The 22,191-nt window shown below is 60.8% G+C and carries 27 protein-coding genes and 3 pseudogenes; 18 read left to right on the top strand and 12 right to left on the bottom strand.

Annotated features, from left to right (window positions below):
- Nucleotides 1-87 precede the first annotated feature (87 nt).
- The 6 genes from ACO9S2_RS06865 (at nucleotide 88) to ACO9S2_RS06840 (ending at nucleotide 1,913) form a co-directional block, all read left to right on the top strand.
- A complete protein-coding gene (locus ACO9S2_RS06865) occupies nucleotides 88-402 on the top strand; it encodes a transposase (RefSeq protein WP_423721210.1) in 315 nt (104 codons plus the stop codon).
- Complete coding sequence (locus ACO9S2_RS06860; protein WP_423721209.1) at nucleotides 395-601, top strand: 2-oxoisovalerate dehydrogenase; 207 nt, start codon at nucleotides 395-397, stop codon at nucleotides 599-601. Before ACO9S2_RS06865 ends, ACO9S2_RS06860 begins: the two co-directional genes overlap by 8 nt.
- Nucleotides 598-825, top strand: a complete 228-nt coding sequence (locus ACO9S2_RS06855) for a type II toxin-antitoxin system HicA family toxin (RefSeq protein WP_423721208.1) — start codon at nucleotides 598-600, stop codon at nucleotides 823-825. The genes ACO9S2_RS06860 and ACO9S2_RS06855 overlap by 4 nt, the downstream gene beginning before the upstream one ends.
- Before the next feature lie 138 nt (nucleotides 826-963).
- Entirely contained in the window at nucleotides 964-1,302 is a 339-nt protein-coding gene (locus ACO9S2_RS06850) for a hypothetical protein (RefSeq protein WP_423721207.1), read from the top strand.
- A 123-nt stretch (nucleotides 1,303-1,425) separates the two neighbouring features.
- On the top strand, nucleotides 1,426-1,848 hold the full coding sequence (locus ACO9S2_RS06845) for a Fic family protein (protein ID WP_423721206.1): 423 nt from the start codon (nucleotides 1,426-1,428) through the stop codon (nucleotides 1,846-1,848).
- The gene (locus tag ACO9S2_RS06840; RefSeq protein ID WP_423721571.1) at nucleotides 1,833-1,913 is read left to right on the top strand and encodes a Fic family protein; all 81 of its coding nucleotides are present in this window, start codon (nucleotides 1,833-1,835) and stop codon (nucleotides 1,911-1,913) included. The genes ACO9S2_RS06845 and ACO9S2_RS06840 overlap by 16 nt, the downstream gene beginning before the upstream one ends.
- Nucleotides 1,914-2,537: 624 nt before the next feature.
- Here ACO9S2_RS06840 and ACO9S2_RS06835 read toward each other — a convergent pair.
- Both ACO9S2_RS06835 and ACO9S2_RS06830 read right to left on the bottom strand, forming a co-directional pair.
- On the bottom strand, nucleotides 2,538-2,861 hold the full coding sequence (locus tag ACO9S2_RS06835; protein WP_423721205.1) for a type II toxin-antitoxin system PemK/MazF family toxin: 324 nt from the start codon (nucleotides 2,859-2,861) through the stop codon (nucleotides 2,538-2,540).
- Nucleotides 2,855-3,109: an AbrB/MazE/SpoVT family DNA-binding domain-containing protein gene (locus ACO9S2_RS06830; protein ID WP_423721204.1), complete on the bottom strand. Its 255-nt coding sequence runs from the start codon at nucleotides 3,107-3,109 to the stop codon at nucleotides 2,855-2,857. Before ACO9S2_RS06830 ends, ACO9S2_RS06835 begins: the two co-directional genes overlap by 7 nt.
- Nucleotides 3,110-3,309: 200 nt before the next feature.
- Here ACO9S2_RS06830 and ACO9S2_RS06825 point away from each other — a divergent pair.
- Nucleotides 3,310-3,552 (top strand): annotated as a pseudogene (locus tag ACO9S2_RS06825) (transposase); the annotation flags it as partial.
- 202 nt (nucleotides 3,553-3,754) lie between these two features.
- On the opposite strand, the gene ACO9S2_RS06820 reads toward ACO9S2_RS06825, so the two are convergent.
- Both ACO9S2_RS06820 and ACO9S2_RS06815 read right to left on the bottom strand, forming a co-directional pair.
- Nucleotides 3,755-4,414, bottom strand: coding sequence for a pyridoxamine 5'-phosphate oxidase family protein (locus ACO9S2_RS06820; RefSeq protein WP_423721203.1), 660 nt, complete (start codon nucleotides 4,412-4,414; stop codon nucleotides 3,755-3,757).
- Nucleotides 4,415-4,468: 54 nt separating this feature from the next.
- The gene (locus ACO9S2_RS06815; RefSeq protein ID WP_423721202.1) at nucleotides 4,469-4,846 is read right to left on the bottom strand and encodes a DsrE family protein; all 378 of its coding nucleotides are present in this window, start codon (nucleotides 4,844-4,846) and stop codon (nucleotides 4,469-4,471) included.
- Between the two features lie 129 nt (nucleotides 4,847-4,975).
- On the opposite strand from ACO9S2_RS06815, the gene ACO9S2_RS06810 reads away from it, so the two are divergent.
- Nucleotides 4,976-5,596, top strand: a complete 621-nt coding sequence (locus ACO9S2_RS06810; RefSeq protein WP_423721201.1) for a CGNR zinc finger domain-containing protein — start codon at nucleotides 4,976-4,978, stop codon at nucleotides 5,594-5,596.
- Nucleotides 5,597-5,737: 141 nt separating this feature from the next.
- Here the strand turns inward: ACO9S2_RS06810 and ACO9S2_RS06805 are convergent.
- The 3 genes and pseudogenes from ACO9S2_RS06805 to ACO9S2_RS06795 all read right to left on the bottom strand — a co-directional run.
- Nucleotides 5,738-5,948: pseudogene (locus ACO9S2_RS06805) on the bottom strand (IS110 family transposase); the annotation flags it as partial.
- Nucleotides 5,949-6,374: 426 nt separating this feature from the next.
- Nucleotides 6,375-8,486, bottom strand: a complete 2,112-nt coding sequence (locus ACO9S2_RS06800) for an ATP-binding protein (protein ID WP_423721200.1) — start codon at nucleotides 8,484-8,486, stop codon at nucleotides 6,375-6,377.
- 282 nt (nucleotides 8,487-8,768) lie between these two features.
- On the bottom strand, nucleotides 8,769-9,752 hold the full coding sequence (locus tag ACO9S2_RS06795) for a zinc-dependent peptidase (RefSeq protein ID WP_423721199.1): 984 nt from the start codon (nucleotides 9,750-9,752) through the stop codon (nucleotides 8,769-8,771).
- Nucleotides 9,753-10,115: 363 nt separating this feature from the next.
- Here ACO9S2_RS06795 and ACO9S2_RS06790 point away from each other — a divergent pair, with 363 nt between their 5' ends.
- The 5 genes from ACO9S2_RS06790 (at nucleotide 10,116) to ACO9S2_RS06770 (ending at nucleotide 14,583) form a co-directional block, all read left to right on the top strand.
- On the top strand, nucleotides 10,116-10,541 hold the full coding sequence (locus tag ACO9S2_RS06790) for a hypothetical protein (RefSeq protein WP_423721197.1): 426 nt from the start codon (nucleotides 10,116-10,118) through the stop codon (nucleotides 10,539-10,541).
- A 139-nt stretch (nucleotides 10,542-10,680) separates the two neighbouring features.
- Entirely contained in the window at nucleotides 10,681-11,277 is a 597-nt protein-coding gene (locus tag ACO9S2_RS06785; protein ID WP_423721570.1) for a CDP-alcohol phosphatidyltransferase family protein, read from the top strand.
- Nucleotides 11,278-11,619: 342 nt separating this feature from the next.
- Entirely contained in the window at nucleotides 11,620-12,141 is a 522-nt protein-coding gene (locus ACO9S2_RS06780; protein ID WP_423721196.1) for a hypothetical protein, read from the top strand.
- 305 nt (nucleotides 12,142-12,446) lie between these two features.
- Nucleotides 12,447-13,769 (top strand): dicarboxylate/amino acid:cation symporter, encoded by a 1,323-nt coding sequence (locus ACO9S2_RS06775; RefSeq protein ID WP_423721195.1) that lies wholly within the window; start codon nucleotides 12,447-12,449, stop codon nucleotides 13,767-13,769.
- Between the two features lie 202 nt (nucleotides 13,770-13,971).
- Nucleotides 13,972-14,583 carry an OmpA family protein gene (locus tag ACO9S2_RS06770; RefSeq protein WP_423721194.1) on the top strand — a complete coding sequence of 204 codons (612 nt, stop codon included), beginning with the start codon at nucleotides 13,972-13,974 and terminating at the stop codon, nucleotides 14,581-14,583.
- 139 nt (nucleotides 14,584-14,722) lie between these two features.
- On the opposite strand, the gene ACO9S2_RS06765 is transcribed toward ACO9S2_RS06770, so the two are convergent.
- A complete protein-coding gene (locus ACO9S2_RS06765; RefSeq protein ID WP_423721193.1) occupies nucleotides 14,723-15,895 on the bottom strand; it encodes a YncE family protein in 1,173 nt (390 codons plus the stop codon).
- Nucleotides 15,896-16,258: 363 nt separating this feature from the next.
- Between ACO9S2_RS06765 and ACO9S2_RS06760 the strand changes: the two genes are divergently transcribed.
- The 5 genes and pseudogenes from ACO9S2_RS06760 to ACO9S2_RS06740 all read left to right on the top strand — a co-directional run bounded on the left by ACO9S2_RS06760 (nucleotide 16,259) and on the right by ACO9S2_RS06740 (nucleotide 18,873).
- Nucleotides 16,259-16,432: a hypothetical protein gene (locus ACO9S2_RS06760; protein WP_423721192.1), complete on the top strand. Its 174-nt coding sequence runs from the start codon at nucleotides 16,259-16,261 to the stop codon at nucleotides 16,430-16,432.
- A gap of 113 nt (nucleotides 16,433-16,545) precedes the next feature.
- Nucleotides 16,546-16,758: pseudogene (locus tag ACO9S2_RS06755) on the top strand (type I restriction-modification enzyme R subunit C-terminal domain-containing protein); the annotation flags it as partial.
- An 86-nt stretch (nucleotides 16,759-16,844) separates the two neighbouring features.
- On the top strand, nucleotides 16,845-17,744 hold the full coding sequence (locus ACO9S2_RS06750) for an HNH endonuclease (protein WP_423721191.1): 900 nt from the start codon (nucleotides 16,845-16,847) through the stop codon (nucleotides 17,742-17,744).
- Between the two features lie 479 nt (nucleotides 17,745-18,223).
- Nucleotides 18,224-18,538, top strand: coding sequence for a ComEA family DNA-binding protein (locus tag ACO9S2_RS06745; protein ID WP_423721190.1), 315 nt, complete (start codon nucleotides 18,224-18,226; stop codon nucleotides 18,536-18,538).
- A gap of 107 nt (nucleotides 18,539-18,645) precedes the next feature.
- On the top strand, nucleotides 18,646-18,873 hold the full coding sequence (locus ACO9S2_RS06740) for a hypothetical protein (protein WP_423721189.1): 228 nt from the start codon (nucleotides 18,646-18,648) through the stop codon (nucleotides 18,871-18,873).
- A 308-nt stretch (nucleotides 18,874-19,181) separates the two neighbouring features.
- Here the strand turns inward: ACO9S2_RS06740 and ACO9S2_RS06735 are convergent, their stop codons facing one another.
- The 4 genes from ACO9S2_RS06735 to ACO9S2_RS06720 all read right to left on the bottom strand — a co-directional run bounded on the left by ACO9S2_RS06735 (nucleotide 19,182) and on the right by ACO9S2_RS06720 (nucleotide 22,119).
- Nucleotides 19,182-19,871: a hypothetical protein gene (locus ACO9S2_RS06735; RefSeq protein ID WP_423721188.1), complete on the bottom strand. Its 690-nt coding sequence runs from the start codon at nucleotides 19,869-19,871 to the stop codon at nucleotides 19,182-19,184.
- Nucleotides 19,872-19,941: 70 nt separating this feature from the next.
- The gene (locus tag ACO9S2_RS06730) at nucleotides 19,942-20,175 is read right to left on the bottom strand and encodes an allantoinase (RefSeq protein ID WP_423721187.1); all 234 of its coding nucleotides are present in this window, start codon (nucleotides 20,173-20,175) and stop codon (nucleotides 19,942-19,944) included.
- A 100-nt stretch (nucleotides 20,176-20,275) separates the two neighbouring features.
- A complete protein-coding gene (locus tag ACO9S2_RS06725) occupies nucleotides 20,276-21,166 on the bottom strand; it encodes a thiamine pyrophosphate-dependent enzyme (protein ID WP_423721186.1) in 891 nt (296 codons plus the stop codon).
- Between the two features lie 47 nt (nucleotides 21,167-21,213).
- Nucleotides 21,214-22,119 carry a thiamine pyrophosphate-dependent enzyme gene (locus tag ACO9S2_RS06720; RefSeq protein WP_423721185.1) on the bottom strand — a complete coding sequence of 302 codons (906 nt, stop codon included), beginning with the start codon at nucleotides 22,117-22,119 and terminating at the stop codon, nucleotides 21,214-21,216.
- Nucleotides 22,120-22,191 lie beyond the last annotated feature (72 nt).

Genomic DNA, 22,191 nt, shown 5'->3' with positions numbered 1-22,191 from the left:
GGAGTCTTTGTTTGGAAGTGAATACCATCGAAAGAAAAGGGAATTAGGTCCTGCAATCGCACGTGCTGAGGGCTAGACTCCCGCATCATGACCCGTCCGCTTCGCCTCGAATACCCCGGTGCCGTCTACCACGTCACCGGTCGGGGCAATGCCCGGCAGGCCATCGTGGCGGAGGACCGCTATCGCACGCAGTTCCTGACCCTGCTCGCCCATGTGATTGATCGGTACGGGTGGCTCTGCCATGCCTACTGCCTCATGGACAACCACTATCATCTCCTGATCGAAACGCCGCAGCCCACTCTCTCGCTCGGCCTGCGACAAGCCTTTGCCGGCTGGACATCGGGTGTGTGCGAGACTACCATGTGCAAAAGACACCCCTTGATGAGAGATGCCCATGAGTGAATTGATCTTTGTGGTAGAAGAGGCTCCTGAGGGCGGGTACATCGCGCGCGCGCTCGGGCAGTCCATCTTCACGGAAGCGGACACACTGGCTGAATTGCCAGGGAAAGTCCGTGAGGCGGTTCGTTGTCACTTTGAGGAAGGCCAGGCTCCTAAGGTCGTCCGCCTTCACCACGTTCGCGAGGAAGTGATCGCCGTATGAGGCTTCCCCGCGATTCGTCCGGGAGCGATCTCGCTCAGGCCCTTCGCAAGCTCGGCTACTCGATTACCCGCCAAGCAGGCAGTCACCTTCGACTCACCACCTACGAGCATGGCGAGCATCATCTCACGATTCCCCAGCATACGCCCCTTCGCATCGGCACGCTCTCAGCCATCCTCGCCGATGTTGCCACACATTTTGAGCTACTCGAACGGCTATTTGGCTAGAACGCAGAACGAGGAACAGAACAGGTACCGGGGGTCTGTTCCTGAGCGCCGCTTGTAGGGCGTTAGGGCAGTGCTGAGAGTTGAGTGCTGGGTGCTGAGTGGAGATATACAGGTCGCGGTTGAGCCCGGAGGCTCTTGATGTGGATTCTGGTTCTAGTTGCCGTGCTCCTCGTTGTCACTCCCTCCTTTGCTGAGCAAAGCTTCTCCGAGAAGTACGAGCGCGACTACAATATCTTCAATCCGGCCAGTCAGTATGCGCCGGACAATCCGCTGAATCCCGCGCAGGCCTTTGCGCCGGATAATCCCTTCAACCCGGCGAACCGCTTTGATCCCGGCAATCCGGTCAATCCAACGAATCGCTACGCGCCCGACAATCCGTTCAATCCCGTCAACCAATACCATCCCGACAATCCCCTGAACTCCGCCGACCGCTATAATCCCAACATCCCCTTCGCCCCGCCCAACCCTTCGCGGTGACAGCAGGAAGAACAATCCACGAATGCTGAATCCTGAGTGAGCCGCTTCCCAAACGATCCACCCCGATGTATTCTGCGGCAGGTGCCCCTTGGCTGATGATTTCGTGTAGTTGCGAGGTGGGGTTTGAGACGAACTGATCGCTACGACACGGCTGATTTTGACGAGAATCAATTTGAGCCCGGTTCTCGCCATCGGGTGCTCAGGAACCTGCTGCATATTACCAGCAAGCGTGAGATGGATCGGGTCGAGGGGCGGGAGCAGGTCCGTGCACTCGAAAGTCTGGCAAGTCTCTATGACCGCGAGCATCGATTTACCGCCATCGATCTGTGTCGTATCCACCGACTCTGGTTAGGAGACATTTATCCCTGGGCGGGGAAGTATCGACAAGTCAATGTAAAGAAGGACTCCTTCTCGTTTGCTGCAGCTGCGCAGATCCCTAAATTGATGACCGAGTTGAGGAAGGTCCGCTCAAGCGGTATACACCTTGTCGCTCTCGGGAGAATCTGGCTGCGGGGCTGGCAGAAGTTCATGTGGAACTCGTGTTAATTCATCCTTTCCGGGAGGGCAACAGGCGGGTGGCGCGCCTGTTAGCCGTGCTGATGGGGCTATAAGCAGGATTGCCCGCGCTGTACTTTGATAAACTCTCCGGTCGAAAGCGGCAGGAATACTTTGCAGCGGTGCAAGCTGGATTGGACCGCAATTACGAACCGATGGAGAAACTATTTACCGCGGTGATCGAGAGGACTTTGCAGATTCACGGGACGTGATGCGGCGAGAAGTTGTGATTCCAGTACTTAAGTCGGATGAGGTGAGTTTGACACCTTCAATGTCCGTGGAGGTGTAGACGGTCATCTGGAACATGGCACGACGCTTGGCCGGGTCGGCGAGGTACGGATTGGTTTTGTTCAGGGTCCGTTTGAGCATGGCCTAGTATAGCATGGTCTATATCTGGCGTCTGAACTCTCGAAGATGGCGGACACCAATTTCAATCTTCCACTATAATCCCGGCACACCCTTCGCCCCGCTCAACCGCTCGCGGTGACTGTGGGAAGAACGATCCAGGAGTGCTGCGTGCCGAGCCGATTTTCCTCGATCGCCTCTTTCCCCGACCGGTCCTGCTCCTAATCCATTCGGCGTTGGCAGTTCCCACGGCCTGAGGAGTGACGGGAAGTGATGAAAGAGAGAGCGGCAGCCGGAGTCAGTTCCGGATGGCGTTGTTATCAATTGTGTCGTGTTTATGGGGCGAAGAGTTCAGCGAGTAGGGTGAGGACCTGGGCGCGGGTCAGTTCGGCGATCTTTCCCACACGCTTGACCAACCGGCTCTTGTCCACAGTCCTGATCTGATCCAGCACGATTTGACCAGACTTCCCCTTAAACCGCACCGGCACGCGGGTGGGATAGGGACGGCCCTTCGTTGTCATAGGGGCGATGATGACTGTGTCGATGTGGAGATTCATTTCGTCTGGGGAGATGATGAGGCAGGGCCGGGTCTTGCGGATTTCACGGCCTTGGGTGGGATCGAGGCGGATAAGAAAGACGTCGAAGCGGGATACTACCATGTCCACTCATTCCGGTCCCATATGGATGAGGCGGAGGATTCCTGATCCGGCAGATGGTCTTCTCCGTGCCGATGCATCTGCTCGAAGGCCTGGTCCCAACCGGCGCGCGGTTTGGCTGCCGAGCGAATGACCAATTGCCCCTGTTGGATTTCCAGATCGACGGCTCCATGCAGGTGGCATTGCTCGATGACGGATTTCGGAATCCGGATGCCTTGCGAATTCCCGATTCGTACGACGCGCGCCTTCATCCGCTCTCCTTCATCTATCCAATGGGTCAACGCCTTGTAATTACATTGGATCTACGCGCCTTGTCAAGTGAGCTGGCTCTGTTCACCGTCCAGACAACACTCCCGGCCAGCCGGTGTGCAACCGACAATCCGCTGAATCCCGTGAACAAGACGGGGTCCGGTCTCGCAATCCCACATTGTGAGAGGTAGACTGCCGCCCCATGGCCCGTCCGCTCCGCCTCGAATTCCCCGGCGCGGTGTATCACGTCACCGGTCTGGGCAATGCCCGGCTGGCCGTCGTGGCAGACGACCGCGACCGCTCCCAGCGGCTCGCCCTCCTGGCCCACGTCGTCGATCGGTACGGGTGGCTCTGCCATGCCTCTTGCCTAATGGACAACCACTATCATCTCCTGATCGAAACGCCGCCGCCCACTCTCTCGCCCGGCCTGCGCGAGCTCAGAGGCGCGGCTGATTCATCGGGCCTACCGGCAATATGGATATCGGCTGGCCGAGATCGCGGACCACGTGGGCGTTAATCCGGCCACGGTCAGCCGCCGGTTGAAGCAGGCGGAATTGAGAACGGTGTGATTGCAGCCCTGACCCCGGACCGGACAAGACTGTTGCTGACCCCGTACTGGAGACCCTGTACTGGACCCCGCTGCGCGTCTATTCCGCCTGGTCGTCTGCGGTATTGGCCTGTCGCTCCCCGCAGGTTGATGGCATTCGTCGGAGCCGCGCCAGCTCCCTCTCTAACTTGGCGACGTGTTCGTGCAGCGGCGCGGTCATGGACTGGATTTCTTCCATGGTGAACCGGGGCGTAATGTGTTGCGGGCAATTCCAATCGAAGGCCTCGACGTGCAACAGCATGGCCCGTTCAAGCTGAACGTCATACCCTGGGACGCGTAACCGCGCCATCAGTTCCGCCCCGTCTTTCGCTTCCACAATCTCGATACGCGCGTACAGCTTCAGCCGCGACCGGTTCGCATAGTCCATCACGATCAACGCCGCGCGGTCGTTCCGAGAGAGATTGCCGACGGTGATATATTGCCGATTGCCCCGAAAGTCCGCGTAGCCCAGCGTTTGTGCATCCATGACGCGCAAGAACCCCGGCGGCCCACCACGAAACTGCACGTACGGATACCCGTTCTCGCCGACCGTGGCCAGGTAAAAGCTGTCCCGCCTTGTGATGAACTCAATCTCGGCAAGGGTCAATGTCGTGCCACGCGCCAGCCTGTTCATCCGGGCATACTGTTGTCGCGACCCTGACTGTTCCTGCCGGGCCTTCACGCTCTCCGTAAATGCGATCTCTGCAAAACTCCTGGCCATTTTGACCTCCCACACGGTTCCGTCAGGGGCCATCGCCCCCGACGGGGTGAACGCCTAGAATGTCAGCACGGTGTAGCCTTCGCCAGCCAAACGAGCCAGACTCGGCAACCCGCTCGTGCCCGGGACTTTATTCTCGGAGAGCAGATCAAGCCCGCACGTCGCCGCGCCGTCGCGCGCGCCGAACACATCCGCGCACCCGCACGAGACGCCCGCCACGGTATCTTTCACCGTGGTAAACAGTTGGTGGGCCGGATGCTCCCGGTTGACCAATTCGGCAGCCCAGCGGGTACCGGTCCCAAGAAACAACAGCGTCACCGCTACGTTCCGCTGCTTACAGTCGTAGGCGGTGGCCAGGGCATTAAATACCCGGCCCAACGCCTCCTCTCCTCCGGACTTCGGATCCGATAACACCACGATGGCGACTTTCTCCATGATGGACCTCCTTTGTGCGTGCCCGATTGCTAACCTTCTAAACTATATATAGCAGGTTACGTGAAAAGCTATAACTTGTCAACCCAGCGTTAAGAGGTTAGTATCTCAATCCCAACGAGGGGCCTGACCATGTTGCCACGGCTAGACAGCAACAAGTTTCCGGTGGTGGGCAACCATCTGAGCCTGGATTTTGTGAACACCGAGATCGTGGAGGACGGCGTCCCGAAGGATCTGCTGACCGGCCCAGCAGACCTCGCAGCCTGGGCCCTGGCGGTGAAATTGATGGAACGGCCGCTCGCGGAGGATTTGGCGGCGAACTGGCAGCGCGCATCACATGCCAAGGAATTCAAACACGTCCTACAGTTTCGGCGCGAGTTGCGTGCGCTCGTTGCGGGTCTGGCACGAGGTGAAAGGGTCACGCCATCCGCGCTCCACGCGATTAATGCCCAGTTACGTGAGGCGAGTGGCTATGCGGAAGTCCTGCCAGCCGAGGAGGGATTCACGAAATGTTTGCGGCTGGACATTCACACGCCCGGCCAGTTGCTCGCCCCCGTGGCCGAAGCGGCCGCCGATCTCTTGTGTTTCGGCCGGCTCGCCTTGGTGAAAAAATGCGAAAACACGGAATGCGTGCTCTATTTCTATGACAACACCAAAAACCACAGCCGTCGCTGGTGCAGCATGAAAGGCTGCGGCAACCGCGCCAAAGTCGCCGCGTTTTATCAACGACAACGGCAGCAGATGAAGCGGTGACCTCTCCGAGCCAACCTGGTCCAGGCCAGATGTAGGACCGGGCTCGATCGGCCCGGACGGGTCATCGGAAGAGAGCAATCAGACCACGCATCGTGCGATAGCGTCGACAACCAGTGTCGGGGGCAGCCACCGTCTTGAAAATCAAGCGGGCTGACTGGCCGCGGCCCGCCACGGGGTCTTGCTCTTGAGCATTGCATGGAGAATCGTGAGCAGCTTCCGCATGCACGCGGTCAATGCCAGCTTCTTTGCCTTTCCGGCCTGACACAAGCGCTGATAGAACGCCCGAATCACCGGATTCTTTCGCGTGGCCAGCCCAAATGGCACGCCGACCTTTGAGGGTACCGCTGTCGCGTGGAAACGGCCGGAGCGAAGAAAAGGTACCGCGAGTCTCTTCATGAGCACCGCTTGTAGGGTGTCATGGCAGTGCTGAGTCCTTGGTTCTGAGTCCCGAGCCGATCCTCCACCGATCACCCCTTGTCCTGACCGGTCCTGCTTGGGCTGAGTGGCTCTGGCTGATGAGTGCCTCCCGAACGGGTTGAGGCGAGGTATGCTTCTTTTAGAGTTATCCTCATGACGTCTGTCTATCCCTGATATGCGGTGCGGGTGAGGCCATGGCAAGGCGCGGTTCCGCATGGTGCTCACGATGAACTCAACTGCAACTCTGCCTGTCCCCACACAGTGAATTGTGAACCGCTCAGGTCGCCGGAGAAATCCCGGAGAAATTCAGATTGTTTTGAACCGCCTAGAGCTAAGGAATGTGCATCACAGGCGCACCGGCTCACGAAGTCATGCGACCGGTGTCAGCTGGATACATCGAAGAGCTTGGAGAGCGGGAAGGGGGACCTTCCACGGGCAGCGTGATATGGAACGAAGTCCCGACACCTTGTTCGCTTTCAACTGTAATACTGCCTCCATGGGCATCCACCACGTCTTTCACGATCTTCGTCCCGAGTCCTGTTCCACCCACTTTGCGGCTGATCGCCTGGTAGGTGAAGAGACTGTCCCGGACTTCCGGTGACATCCCCTTTCCCGTGTCCACGACAGACAGCACGATGTTCTTTCGCGCGTTGTCCGTGTCGCCCTTCACGGTGACCGATCCTCCCGATGGCACTTCGGGGATCGCGTTGTTCACCAGATTGTAGAGGGCGTTGAAGAGCCGACTCTCGTCGGCGCGAATCACGGGCAGGGTCTCGAGCCCCTCTACGTGGAGCGCCACTTTGCGTTCATCGGCCAGGATCCGGAGCGTCGCATACACGCTTGAGACGATATCGGCCATGCGACAGGGAGCAAACCGGGGAGGCCGCGTCAGGCCCTTGACGGAATCGGCGATCTCTTTGACCCGGTCGTGGATGCGCCGGGCTCCTTGTCTGATCATCTCAATGAGTTCTTGCGTCAGATCCCGACTGGATTGCGCGGCGCTCACGGCGGGCTGCGGCAACTTTGAGAAGCATTCGCTGAGTTCTTCTTCAAGGAGTCCTGCCCCGGTCACAATGGGCATCAGCATATTTTTCAGATCGTGGCCGATGTCTCCCAGCACCCTCGCCACCTCGGCGAGCCGCTGCTCTTCCAGCAGCCGGGCCTCGGTTCGACGGAGTTCTTCTTCCGTCCGCTTGCGATCGACGAACAGCCCGACTTTGATCCCGATGTCCGCGACCATGTCGAGCACGTCCTGATCCGGTTCACGGCTCTCATGGCTGAAAAACTCCATGACGCCATACAACTCTTCGCCTTTGCGCACTGGAAAGGCAAACGCCCCGTGGAGGCAGACCCTGGCCGCCATCGGCGCCCGGCGAAAATTCGGGTCTGTGACGACATCCGGAATCCAGATCGGCTTGCCGGTGGCCCAGACACGACCGATGAGCCCCTCCCCGCGTTGAAATGTCCGGCCCCGGCTATCGTAGACGAACTCGGCGGCCTCCACGTGCGGCGCATGCCACAGGTCGACGAAGCGGAGGCGTTGCTTCTGCTCTTCCATGCTCCAGAACATGCCCAATTCCCATTCGAGGCTCTCACCGAGAGCCTGGAGGATGGCCTGACCGGCGTCTTTCAGCGTCGCCGACTCGGCCAAGACCCTGGTCACGGCATATTCCGCGGTCAGACGCCGTCCCGACCGCTTGGTCTCAGCCAGCGCGTTTCGTATGTCCCTGACCATCCGCACGTAGCCGCGGCTCACATACGTCAGCGCGAGCACGTATGCGGCGAATCGCACGAAGTGCCACGTCCACCATTCGCTCTCCCACGGGGCAGAAAACAGAAACATCGTTTCGGCCAATCCGAACAAAATCGCCAATGTCGCCAGGAGCTGATGTTCCGGCCTGCCGGTGCGTCCGGACTCGAGCCAAAACCCCGCCGCGCCGGCAAGGAACAAGACGGCGGCGAGACCGTTCACCGCGAGGGCCATCGGCGCGAATCCGTCATGAAGGCTGAATCGGGGCAGTTGCTGGGGAAACGCGACGGCAAGAATCCCGAAGGCGACCGTCCCGCCTATGACGAGGTAGGGGATCAGATCTCTGGTCCGCTTCCCGATCATGCCCGGCGGATGCCACACAAACGAGAAGGCCACGCCCCCGAGGAGACTGGCTGCGCTGCGCAACAGCACGAAGCCCTGATCGGGAGAGGAGACCGCGTGAAACCCTTCGAGTATCCCCATCCCCAGTAAACCGCTCGCCACCCCCTGGAGCCTCTCATCTTCCCACTCCGCTTTCCGCGCGAGTAACACCAGGCCCATCAGCACAGCCGCCAACCCGCCCAACGCTTCCACGGTGGAATGGAGCGGGACGTTCACCCACATGTGATTTGGGAAAAGGGATCGGACGATCAGGTCGAACAGGACCGCTGCCGCGATCATACCGGCGAGGAAGAGACGTTGCGCCGAGAGTTTGTGTTTCATCACCCACTCACCAGTTCGGCGACACCCGACACGATGCGTCGGGGACATTACGACGGGATGACACAAAGGTCAATCGCGGCAGTCCATCTCACCCAAGGGGGTGTCATAGTTGTCAAATACTTTGGGATGAATTCGAACAAGCGCCACACGCTCCCGGACGATATCGCCAAAATCTCCGGACGTCTCGCCTTCTCAGTCGTCGCACAATCAGTGATGATCATTTCGCCTTGTTGGTAATTTGTCTTGGACGGGGCACTCAGCGCTTCCCAGCCCCCTCACGGCTTAGGCATCAGCCTTCGGGCCTCCTGCAAGACAACAATGTTTATATTTCCTGCCGCTGCCGCAGGGGCAGGGCGCGTTGCGGCCGATCCCCCGGCGGCGTCCCGGGACCAGGGAAAGCAGGGCGCCCGTGTCCTGGTGAAACAGGTCCCGCAGCAGCGCGTACAGGGCGGGATCGCGGCGCTGCAGCCGCTCGGGCGACGTGAAGAAATATTCCGCCAGCACCGCGAAGAATTCGTGCTCGTTCGTATAGGCGTAGGGGCTGATGCGGGTGCGACGGGACGAGGGGTGGGTCAGCTCCCGCGCCACGTACCGCACCCACTGGCGGACCGCCATCCAGGGGACTTCGGGAGGGAGCCCGTATTCGCCGGCTTCTTTCTCGACCAGGTGCGCAAACTCATGCACCCCCACATTGTGGGTGCCGGGCTCGGGGGAGAATCCCGCCAGGAGCGCCGGTTTCGAGAGAATCATCACTCCGCTCAAATGGTGCAGGCCCGCCATTCCCACGATCGACGCCTCGCTCGTGTGCTGATAGGCATCGTCGAAGGTGTCCGGGTAGATGAGCACCTCGCGCAGCCGGTGGTATTCCCAGTCGTGAAAGCCGAAGATCGGGATCACCGCGCTTGCCGCCACCAGCACCCGGATCGTCTCGTCCACCTCCGTGCGAATGCCTGTGATCCGCACCTCGTCGAGAAACACCTGCACGAGCTGCCGGAACCGGGCCTTCCCCGCCTCGTCGAGCGCCGTGAAGAAGGTGACCCGTTCGCGGAGAATCTTTTCCCGTTCGTCGGGAAAGGGCTGCCGCATCACAACCATCCGCCGGAAGCAGCGCCGCCGGACCCACCAGTAGGCGAAGGGCGCAAGCCCCAGCAGCAGCCACAGAGCAGGGGACACCAAGCCCAACAAGGCCGCCGCCCAGGCCGTCAAGAACGCCGCCACCAGCGCCTGCCGCCGATTGCGACGCTGAGCCTCCTCTGTCACCAACATTGACCAGACCTCCAGGGGAACCGCACCGCCAGGATTCTACTCCGAACAAACGGGTAATTGTCTTTCCCTCCATGAGGAGTTGGTGGTCTGTCCGGTTCACCTGATTTTTCAGGAATGCGGTCATACAGGCGCCTGGACGGGGATGTTGCCGGCTGGTTCAGGGACCTCCGTCTCGCTGGCCATGGCGTGTCGCGAGACCTGCGATGGAGTGATTTTTACCACAGTGTCCTGGTGACAAGGCGAGACATCTGCCAGCCCGTATGCCCCAAGTTATTGATGAGGCGAAGAATTATGCCTGGCGCGGGTCTTGAATTCATGGATTTCACTTAGTATGTTGAAGCAGAGCCGAAAGGACGTTGGTCGATGAAGCGCCGCCTGTCATTCATATCCGTCATAGGCCTGGTGGGCATGGCCTTGCTTTCCCAGGCGGGAATCGCCATGAGCGAGGAGCCCCCTGCCGTCGGCACGCCGATGCCGGAGCATATCGGCAAGGCAGCACCGGTTCCCCTGAAGAAGGATGCGGCGGACCAGGCACCAACGCTCCCGCCGGGAGCAGGCCTGTCATCCCAAACTATTCAAGAGGTTCCCAGCATCAGCGGGCGGTACAGGATCGGCGGGACCACCGTCATGCCGTACCTTGGTGCAGGCTTCGGTGGCGGCTTTACGTCAGACGTGGACCGTTCCATCAATAACGGTCGTTCCATCCCGGCTGATCCCGGTCTCCGCAGCGTATTGGGCCAGAACCTCGCTCCCAACGAATTCCGGATGGGGATTCGCATCCCGTTTTAACCTTGTCCCGCTTCCGGCCGACCGGGTCACCAGGTTTTCCTCCCGGCCTCAGCGACGACCGGCTTCCCGTCCTGGACATTTGCCGGAATCCCGCGTAGATTTTCCCGCCGTGACTGCCACTCCGCCGAAACATTTCTCGATGATCCGCGAATTTCACCTGGCCGACGTGCTCACACTGGGCAATGCCGCCAGCGGCCTCGCGGCGGTCTTTTTCAGCATGCGCTACATGGGCAGCCAGGCGCCGGCCCATTTTTTCGCCGCCACGGCCTTTGCTCCGGCGGCCCTGCTCTTCGACTGGCTCGATGGCCGGGTCGCCCGCTGGCGGCATCAGCAGTCGGTGCTGGGGCGCGAGTTGGATTCGCTGGCGGACATCATCTCCTTCGGGGTCGCGCCGGCGGCGCTCGGATTTGCCGCCGGGTTGAGCGGCGGGTGGGACTGGATCGCGCTGACCTATTTCCTCTGTTGCGGGGTCAGCCGGCTCGCCCGGTACAATGTCACGGCCGAACGCCTCTCCGAAGGCAAAGATAAAGTGGCCTACTTCGAAGGCACCCCCATTCCCACGACCGTGCTGCTGACCGGCCTTCTGGCCTTCGCCGCCTGGCAGGGCCAGCTGGGCGAGCGCCTCTATGGGGGCCTGTGGTCCGTCGGACCCTGCGACTTCCATCCCTTGTCTTTGCTGTTCGTCCTCTCCGGAACCTTGATGATCAGCAAAACGCTCCGCATTCCCAAAATCTAGCGGTCTTGAGCGTCTCGCTTGTTGATTTGGTCTGTCTGGTTCTTCTGGTTCCTCCGGTTGCCTTTCCGCTCTAGCGGATACAACAGAGCGGATAAACCGCACAAACCATCTTCCTCTTCAGCTTTCACCGTTCACCTCTTTCCCCCCCGCTCGCGATCAGCCATAGCTCTCCGCTCTTTTCCTCCCCGGACTCAGCCTCAGCACTTCCCTTTCCCCCTTCCGGACGTGCTTTCTTGCCGCATTCGCCGTATGATTCGGGAGCAATCGTTCCGTGGGAACCTCGCTGACCGGGACTGTCTCTGGCAGTCCAAACGGGAAACTCTTTGCCCGACAGGTGAATCGATGATGACACGGCCTGTGTCCGCTGCGTTCGGCATGGCAGCAAGGCAATGGTGCAGGGTTTTCCTCCTGTTGCCGGAACTCCTGTTCCTCGGCTGTGCCCTGAATCCTGGCCCGCGGCAGATGTATGAGGGGCCGCCGCTCCCCAAGGAACAGGTCGGGATCATATACAGCGGATGTGTCGCAAGGAGCGGGCTGAGGATCACGACGACGAAGATTGACGGGAAGGACATTGAGGACGGTTGTGCCGATTTCGCCTTGCTGCCGGGTGAGCATCGCCTCGAGCTGACCGCCAAGCAGCTGGCTCCGAAATTGGACGGCTACGTGGTTGGATCCGGATCGGTCCTGGGGGGGCCGACGACTCCGATGAGCGCCAGGCCGGAGCAAATGCCTCAAGTCATCTGGGCATCCCAGTCACCGCTGGCCATCACCTGTACGGTCCTGGCCGGACAGGAAGTCACGATCGTCGGCGCCAGGGGCGCGGGGCAGGACTGGCAGGCGCAATGTCAGGAACGGACGAAATAGTGCGTCGGCGCCGGAATTGCGGCAGCCAGGATCGCGGCTGACATTCAGGCCGGCTCTTCTTCCCGGTTGCTCCGGTCAGAGTGGCTTCTTTCTTTGTCCGGGAACTCCTGGTTTTCCGCTTCGCTGACCGGTCGGTTGTCAACCTCCGCCATCCGTGCTTTTTCTCCTACGCTCATCCCTTCCGCTCTTTTCCTCCTCCGACTCAGCATCCAGGACTCAGCGCCTCCCCGTAGCACTCAGCAATCCCTCCCTGATGTTTTCCCGCGGGGAAACCGGTATGCTCCCGTGGCCCACGAGAGATCACCATGCAGGCTACATCACGCTGGATTTCGCCGCCGCTCTACATGCAAGTGCTCATCGCCGTCGCCGGCGGTGCGTTGCTCGGCGCCCTCTTCGGCCGGGAGCCCTATCTGGGCGGTCTGCGCAACGAGCAGCTGGGCACAGTCGGCCTGCTCGTCGTCTCGCTCCTCAAGACGCTGGCCATCCCGCTCATTTTCTTTGCGATCCTGGACGCGCTCATCCGCACCAGCATTCCCCTGCGTCAGGGGGGCAAGCTGCTCCTGATCTGCCTGGTCAATGTCTCCGTCGCCATGGCGATCGGCCTTCTCCTCATGAACACCTGGCAGCCGGGATTGGCCTGGTACGGGCATGTCGACGAGTTGCTCCACTTTGTGCCGGGCGCCAAGCCGTCGGCGGCCGCGCTCGCGAACGTGCAGGCCGGGGCGCGGAGCCCGATCGAGTACCTCGCCTCCTATATTCCCCGCACCATCCTGGAGCCCTTTTCCAGCAACAACATCATCGGCGTCGTCCTTCTCGCACTGGCCCTCGGCGCCATCCTGCGATATGCGCACGGCGCATCGGGACAGGCGGGCGGGATCATCGCGGTGGTCGTGCGGGGCGTCGAGCGGATCTATGCGTGGCTCGTGCGGTTGCTCGAGTGGATCATCCTCGCGGTGCCGCTCGCCGTCTTCGGCGTCGTCGCGCAGGTCGTCGGCAAGTCGGGCGTCGGCGTCTTCTCCGTTCTCTGGATCTTCCTCGCCGCCATGCTCGCGGGGCTCGCCGTCCATGCGCTTTTGTACTATCCGCTCGTCGCCTGGCTGGCGGGGAAGAAGCCGCCGAAGGTCTACCTGGGGCAGGGGGCCGACGCCATCATGACCGCCCTGTCCTGCAACAGCAGCCTCGCCACCGTGCCGGTCACCCTCCGTTGCCTGGAGCGCATGAACGTCTCGCCGCAGTCCTCGCGTCTCGCGGCCTGTGTCGGCACGAACCTCAACAACGACGGCATCACCCTCTATGAAGCGATGGCCGCGCTCTTTCTCGCCCAGGCGCTGGGCTTCGATCTGCCGATGGCGAGTCAGGTGTTGATCGTCCTCGCCTCGATCATCGCGGGGGCCGGCGTGGCCGGCATTCCGGAGGCCGGGCTGATCGTGTTGCCGCTCGTCCTGTCTGCCGCGGGTCTGCCGGATCAGGTCATCCTCGCGGCGATCCCCCTCATCATGACGGTGGATTGGATCATCGCCCGCGCCCGCTCCGGCGTGAACGTCATGAGCGACATGCTGGTCGCCATTCTCCTCGACGCAGGACGCGTCCCTCCGGAGACCGTTCCCGTCTCACGCACCAGCCGGTAGCCATCGGCTATCCGCTCTTTTCCCCTGAACTCAGCACTCAGGACTCAGCACTTCCCTGCTCCCCTGCATTCGTCCGGCGTGATCCGGCTCACCTCGCGCATTGCCCTGTCCCATGCATCTTGCTACACTGCGCGGCAGGCGAAGCGGCAATCCGACGAACACAGGAGCGGAACCCTATCGCGCTTTCACCAAGGAGGGACTCATGAATCGTGGTATTCGAATACTTTTGCTCCTGACCATCAGTTGCGCGATGTTGTGGACTGCTGGCTGCTCGAAGAAATCCGGCCGGTCAGGCGGCAGCACCACCACCGCGTCGGCGCCGACCGAGCCGGCGCCCGGCTTGTCCGTGACCGATATTCCCGGGAACGATTTTCCCTCGTCAGAAGGGCTGAGCTCCGGCATCGCTGTGGCCAAAGCGGACCCGGCTGCCGTGAGGCGGCAGATGGACGAAATGCGGGCAGAGCAAGCGGCCACGGCGGCGGCCGGCCTGAGCGATGTCTATTTCGGCTACGATAGCTGGACCATCAGCGAGGAGGGGCGGCAGGCGCTCTCCCGGGATGCCGAGTGGCTGCGCACGCATTCGGCCGTCCGTCTGAACGTGGAAGGGCACTGCGATGAGCGGGGCAGCTCCGCCTACAACCTCGTGTTGGGGGAGAAGCGGGCCAAGTCAGTCCGCAATTATTTGATGGAGCTGGGGATCAGGCCCGAGCGCGTCACCACCGTGGCCTACGGGAAAGAGCGCCCGTTTTGTCGAGACCGCTCCGAAGCCTGTTATCGGCAGAACCGGCGAGGCCATCTCGTGGTCAAGCCATGACGCCGGCGATTGACGAGGTCATGCAGAGATAGCATAGAACCGGGCCGGCCCATAGCCCTGGGCCGTCCCGGTTCTGTGTCCGTCGGTCTTGCTCCTCCCGTATGCCCAGCACTCAGTTCTCAGTACTGCTTCTTTATCTTCATCGGCTTGCGCGCAGACCGGCCTGCTGAAAATGATTCGGCAGCAGCATGATGCAGTTGGGGTTGAACCCTTGCGCTTTCAGGGTATCGATGCTCCCCAGGACTTTGTCGTTCTTCAGGTCGATCACCGTGATGGACCCGTCGCTCATGCCCTCCAGATTAAGCAGGCTGTTCTGGACGAAGAGGTACCGTTCATCGGGTGATAAGACGCTATGGTGGGCGCCCGCAGCCGCGGGAATCGTTTTGAGAAACTTCGGTTGTCGCGGATCGCTGTTGTCATACAGATTCACAAATCCCGGCTTGGCCGTGGTGACGAACAAGCGGTCCCCTTTCGCGTTGTAGAGCATTTCCAGCGGCATCCCTTGTTGGCGTGGACCGAAGTCATCGATCTGATGGAACGAAAAGGCCTTGCCCTGCGGATCCCAGACCCCGGCCCACAGCGTCCCTTCCAACATATTGGTGATGTGCACCACGGGGGGATCAGCATTGGGGCTGAACATGATTTCGACGGGAGCGGATTTGGCGGGAGACGGTTGCGTCGCGATTTTGTGCGTCGAGAGCACTTTCCCGGTACTGGCTTCCAGGACCGTGACCGACTCACCCGCGTCGGACATATCCGGCTTGACGGTGCTGGTCACGAGAACGCGATCGATGCCGTTGTGAATCGCAATCCCGTGCGGATACAGAATCGTCGCCATGGCCGGCTCAGCCGCGCTGACCGTTTTGACCGGCTGATCTTTCACGGCGTCACCCATGATTACGTTACTGGAGCCCATGCAGGTGAGGTACCAGGTCCGGTTATCTTCCGAGACCACGAGATCCTCGCCGACCAGGCAGTCCGGCACGGCAATCGCGCGGAGCCGGTAGGGGAAGCGGGTGAGGTCCACGACATGCAGAATGCTTTTCCCCAAGGCCGTGATATAGGCTTTGCTCCGGTCGCGGTTGAAGAAGATGTGGTGCGCGACGAGGTCGGGCGGCAGGGGGATCTCCATCAGGATCTTCCCGAAGTCCGACGAATCGGGATCAATGTCCATGATCGCGATCCCTTCCCGTCGCACCGGCTGGTCCGGCTTGCTCTCATAGTTCAAGAGGGCAAGAAGTTCCGCCGACGCGAGAGAAATGCAGGAGAGAAACAGCGCACAGGTCAAGGTGAGGAGTCGGAAGCGTTTCATGGGAGCCTCCTTTGTGGTGGGGGATAGAGAAAACGTTACTCCTCTCCGACGGTCGAAGCAACCGGTGACGACTCATAGACTGAGTCCCCCCAATCCCTCCCGTCCCGCTGACATAGACCCTGCTTGTTCGTACCGTCATCAGCCGGCAGCTCGCGGGTTGTCCAGCTCAGCATTTCCTTCCGCCCTTCGAGGGGGCTGATGATTTCTCGCGGGGAAAGGGGTATTCTGCGCGGCCAACTACAGCAAAATGGGAGTGCAATCTGTCCGTGAGCGACGAGCTGGATGTCCTCAAAGCAGTGACCGCAGAATTGGAAAGGGCCGGCATCCCGTAATTGGTAATCGGCTCAATGGCGGCGAACTTTTATGCCGTTCCTCACATCCTCCGAAATGGATCAGCGCTACCGGGTCATGCTCATGCAGCGGAGCGATGAAGAACGGCTCATCATGGGATGTGCCATGCGCGACACCGTACGCGCCCTCGTGGAAGCCTCCCTCAGGGAGCACGACCCGCAGGCCACGGTCGAGACCATTTCATAGAGGCCTCTTCCTCCGCTTCTACGGGCATGAGTTTGATGATGAAACCCGCGCCAAAATCCTCGCCGCCGTCGAATCCGCCGCGTCCCCGGTCGTCAAGTAGCCAACATCGCCTTCCCGACACGCGAGCCAAACTCCCGCAAGGGCTCGCGGAGAGAGGCTTCGGGCATGGACAGATGGCCGAAATGCAACGGATCATCGATGCCGGGAACAGCGATCTCTTTGACGTGCCGGCTCACGTCGCCTATGCTCTGCCGCCGCTCACGCGCCAGGAGCGGGTGGAGAAGGCCGGGGTGGAAATCAGCGGCCGCTTCAACGGCAGGCAGCAGGCACATGAATGACCGTGGGCCGAATCCGACGGCGAGGGGATGGCGCGGTCAGTTTCTGTTACAGCGGGCGTGTAAGGAGAATTGTGATGAGCGATGCGGAAGATCGGGAACATTTCAAATTGGTTGTCGGAGAATTGCACAAAGAGCTCTCGCGACGGCTCGGCAGATTGATCCGGCTGCGCACCGAGTTGCCGCTGAAAGAGTCCCGCACCAAAGGGTGGCGTGTTGAACTGGGCTCGCTGGGGCTGGGAGAACCAAGATTGGAAATCTGGTATTGCGAATGGGCCGGAGAAGGCCGACGGCGGATTTGGTACGGCTTCTATGCCGCGCAAGCGGACAAGCTGCGGAAGAGAGTCGCCGTACTGCCGGAGTCCCTGCGGCCGGTGCGAGGGTTGAGCGAAAAGGACATGCGGCCGGCCACCGGCTCACGATCGGACTTTGTGCTCAGGCAACCGTTGGACCCCCGCGAATATGATCGCCCGATGTATGAGGAGTATCAGGACGGGGGGAGCGACTCTGCCTACTACGGGCAGTATGATTTCGCCCTTCCCGACAAGCAGGAGAATGTGCCGGGCATCGTGGGCCGGGCAACCGGGTTATTTGAGCGCGTCATCAAGAGCCGGCAGCCGGAGGCACCGTCAAACGAGGCCGATAAAGAAGACGACTTCGCTTGTGTGGCAGACCGTCAAGCGGTGCGCCAGCACCTGGCCCGCGAACGGAGCCGCCCGCTGGTTGAACAATGTAACAGGCGGGACAACTACCGGTGCCAGGTGTGTGAAATGACGTTCAAAGAAGTGTATGGCGACATCGGCAAGGGCTTTGCGGAAGCGCATCATGTGCTGCCGCTGAGCCGGCTTGCGGACAGCGTGGTGTCGTCCGCCAAAGACCTTGTCACGGTCTGTGCCAACTGCCACCGCATGCTGCACCGGCTCGGCGGGGAAGAAGGCGATATCGCCAGGCTGCGGAGACTGTTCTATCGGGAATAGGGGATCCGAAGAACAATGGCGGGAGCCTTTGTTGCGGGCCTGAGATGATTCCTCCAAGCTGGAAGAAAGAAAATGGTGCTTCAGGATTTCGTATGGGTCTGTGAGCAAGGTGCCCGTTTAGATTGACGCCGGTATGCCCGGGTGGCCCCTCCTTTACCCCACCTTCCCTCCCCTGACACGAGGGGAGGACGAGAAAAAGGTATCAGCTAGAAGAGGCTGATCAGCGGGATGCCTGATTCACTCGATATCCGGAAGCGCCAGAAACGGAGCGGGAGGCTCTTCTTGATCACCGGCCGCTGTGGCTCACGTCGTTCGTCCATGCAGTTGCTCGCTCCCGGTGACTCTGCCATGCTACCGTCTCTGGAAGCGGGGTTCGAACAGTTCCGGCTTATCGCAACGGGATCTGAATGGAACGGGAACGGAACCGGTCAGAGGACAGCGAATGGCGAACGGCAGGGCACAGTAACAAGGAGGTTGTTATGAGATTTCCTTTCATGCGGCGGACGCTGGGTGTAGCGGTATTGAGCATGGTCCTCGGTGGAATGGCGGTGTTTGCCCTGCACACGGCGGCTCCCTCTGTGGGCTACGCCGGCGACCGGGCGGATAAACTCGTGGACATCAACAGCGCCACGGAAGATGAACTGAAGGAATTACCGGGGATCGGTGACGCGCTCGCCTCCCGGATCATCAAACATCGTCCCTACCGACGAAAGGACGAGCTGGTCGAGAAGAAAGTGATTCCCGAGGCCGCGTACGAGAGGATCAAACATCAGATCGTGGCGAAGCAGAAATAAGCGCGGGCAGCGGTCGGGGAGGGGGGCGAGGCAGGACCGGGAAAAGGTACCGGGGTCTGTTCCCGCCCTGCATGCGCTGAACGCGGGATTTGTTCTATACTCCGGTCATGCCTGTTCGGTCTGATCTCTCCTTTGCCGATTCCCTCACCGGCGACCGCCGCCGGAGGTTCTACGAAGGCCATCGGTCCATCGCGTTGCTGATGATCCTGATCGTGTTCCTGTCCCCCTTCGCCGGGCTCTATGTGACGGGCCTGTTCGGCGCGGTGCTCGGCCTGCTGCTGTCCATCGTGGCCTATTACTTCACCCCCTACGTCTGGCTCAAGCTCGGCGGCTGACGGCCGCGCCGTTGTCATGTTCGCAGTATGTAAAAGCCAATCGTCCCGTAGGCCTTGTCTTGCCGCCGCTGTTTGCTCTTCCTGCGGCTCTTGATCCCGCTACTCGTTTCGATAGGGTGACGCTGACCACGAAGGATGAAGGCGGGATGACGGAAAAAGATTTCTCGCCGGCCCGGCAATGCGACGGGGTCTTCTTGGCGGTCTAGCACGAGACCCGCATGATGACGCGGGCATCGGCAAGCACGCAGGAGCACCCATATCGAGGGCACCACGAATCATTGCACGAGGACCCGGATCCGACCCCGTTCCTACGTGCCAAACTCCGTATCATCCACATCTTCAGACGCGTCGGGCTTGCCTTCAGCCAGCCCGGCGTAATGGCGGGCCCAGGCCAAATACATGTTTCCACTGTCGCGCATCACGTCGGCTCCCTTGAGCAGCTTGTCGGCGAGTTCGGGGGCATGGCCCGCTGCCGAGATCGTTGCGGCGCGACCCTGCAAGGCCGGGGGAAAGGCCGCCAACAGCAGTCCCAGCTCATCGATGACCTGCCGGACGTCCGGTCTCGAATCATCCAAGCGATCCAGCACATCGGCCATCACTTCTCGACTGGTCGCGGCACCGGCTTTGGATGGGTGTGGATACAAGCGTTCGAGCCGGTTGATGAGGGGTTGCGCTGCCGCAGTGCTGATCTGCTGCGGGTCGCCGGCGGCATGATCCCAGGCGAGGGTCCGGATGCCCGCTTCGGTAAGGACCCGGCGGATGGTTTCGACTATCGCGTCCAACGTCACCTCGGTCCAGGGCCGCAAGTCCAGCACTCTCTCCTCGGGCCTGTTGGGGGGAGGGCTCTCGTTCAGCAGCGTCCAGCACCGGTTGAAGAGGGTGGTGCGTACGGGCTCCGGCACGTTGAGCCGCGTCAGTTGGGACGTGCAGAGGGCCGTCACCAACAGGACGAACTGAAGATCGGGCATCTCGGGTCGGTCGATGTCAAGGGTCTGCATGGTGGTCCTGTCTCCCTGCGGCCGTGCATGCTGTCCGGCGGTTCCGGGATTCGGGCATGAATCGCGGTATTCAGGCTTCGGGATAGATCTCGAAAAACGCGTCAACGCTTGCCAGCAGCTTGGCTTTGATCTCCTCCGGCGTCCCGTTGATGACGTGCAGGGTAAGGTTGCCGGTCGATCCATCGGGCAGGACAATCGGGACGTGGGGATGCGCCTCTTCCGGCCCGGTGCCCCTATCCAGCCGCATGCCGTAGCTCAGGGTATACTGCGGCGCGCGCGTGACTGTCGGTGTCTTCTTTCCCATGATGCCTCCCAGGTCTGTTCGCCGACAGTGTCGGCTGGCTGACGGGTGGAAGATTCTGGCGGTGCGTGCGGGCCCTCGCCCGAATCTTCCCCCCATGTCCTTAGGCCGTGGCGAGGGCCGCGGCCGGCTTCTGGATGAACTCTTTGTAGCCGTATCGCTCGGCCAGATAGGCTCTGGCCTCGTCGCTCACGTACTCGGTGAACTTGTACCGGTCGTCTTCGACAGTCTTGGCGTCTTCCATGACCTTGTCGGTCGGGATCGCATATTCGATATTACAGGAGGTATAGGCCTGAATATAGGTCGGACCGACTTCGCGGGCGATCAGCACGGCCTTCTTGATGCAGCTTTCGACGCGCCGCGGATTGTTCGGCACGACCGTGGCGATATAGGCGCAGCCGGCGATCTTCGCCATGGCGACCATATCCATCTTTTCGAACTTCTTGCCGAGCGGGGCCATCTTGAGCACTGCGCCCCGGGTCGTCATCCCGCTTTCCTGACCGCCGGTATTGCCGTACACCTCGTTGTCCAGCATGATCGTCGTGAACCGTTCCTTACGGAACCAGGAATGCAGCACCTGCTGGAAGCCGATATCGGCGGTGCCCCCGTCGCCGGCCATCACGACGACATCCTTCGGCTGATCCCCGAAGCGAATCCGCAGCCCGCGCGACAAGCCGCTGGCCACGCCGTTCTGGTCCCCGTAATTGCCGTACACGAAGGGGATTGCGGCCTGTGAGATCGCCAGCCGGCCGCAGCCCGCGGTCCCGACCGTGATGGTGTCTTCGGGATTCGGGAAGGCGATGATCGCCAGCCGGATGAACAATGTCATGGCGCAGCCGGCGCACATGGGATGTTCCTCGAGGATTTCTTTGAAGCTGCCCATCTGCGACACGGTGGTCTTCTTGCCGAAGGGGCCGTGCTCGACCATATCCCGGTATTCTTTCGGCATGAACGCTTCGAAACCCGGTGTGAATGTCACATAATTGAGACTCATCGGACACCTCACTCTCTCCCGGTGAACCGCGATGGCGCGGCTGATGTTTACGCCTCTTGCGGAGCCAACTGCTTCACGGCGTCTTTCTTTTCCCTGGCCTTGGCGGCAAGCTCGGCCAGCAGCTGCTTGGCGGGCTCGCTGATGTATTCCTTGTAGGCGAAGCGTTCGTTCGGTTTTTCCGAATCGCGCATTTCCTGCAGCCCTTCCATGCTGTTCTTCCCGATCTCCAGGATGCAGGGGGTGTAGAGCTGGAGGTAGGTGGGCCCGATTTCTCTGGCGATCAGGACGGCGTTGCGCACGACCTTCTCGACGAGCGACGGCTTGCTCACCGTGCAGTTGACGATGTAGTGACAGCCGGATTCCCGCGCGATCTCCGGGAGGCGCACTTTGTCGAAGAGTTTGCCGACCGGGGCCATCTTGGCCACGAACCCCTTTTGCATGAGGCCGCTTTCCTGCCCGCCGGTATTGGCGTACAGCTCGTTGTCGAAGCAGATGGTCGTGAACTTCTCCTGCCGGAACCAGGCCTGGAGCGTCATGTCCAGTCCGATATCCACGGTGGCGCCATCGCCTGCCAGTACCACCACATCCTTGATGCGGTTCGGGAAGCGCACACTCAGCGCCCGCTTGAGCCCCGAGGCGACGGCATTCTGATTGCCGAAGAGGGAGTGAATGTTGTGCACGGCTACCATCGGAAACACGAGGCTCGTGCAGCCGGTCGAGCCGACCATGACGGTGTCCTCGGGATTGGGCAGCGAGGCGAGGATATAGCGAAACGCCATGGACTCGGGACAGCCGGCGCAGAGTGAGTGTTGCTCGATGAGTTCCTTGGAGGTGCCGATATCTTTCCACCCCCGGTCTTCCTTGCCGTAGGTGGCATGGTTGACGAGGTCCTGATAGTCCGACGGCATGATGTCATACAGATCGGGCGAGATGGCGATGCGTGCTTTGCTCATGATGCGCTCCTCTCAGCTCTGCTGAGGTGTATGGTGTTCCCCGTTGGGGGGCTGTTGTTCTGTTGCATCTGG

The organism is Nitrospira sp. NS4 (assembly GCF_049546785.1).
In the GTDB taxonomy this organism is placed as follows: domain Bacteria; phylum Nitrospirota; class Nitrospiria; order Nitrospirales; family Nitrospiraceae; genus Nitrospira_D.
The sequence above is the reverse complement of the archived record's forward strand: the minus strand, read 5'-3'. Positions and strand labels throughout refer to the sequence as shown.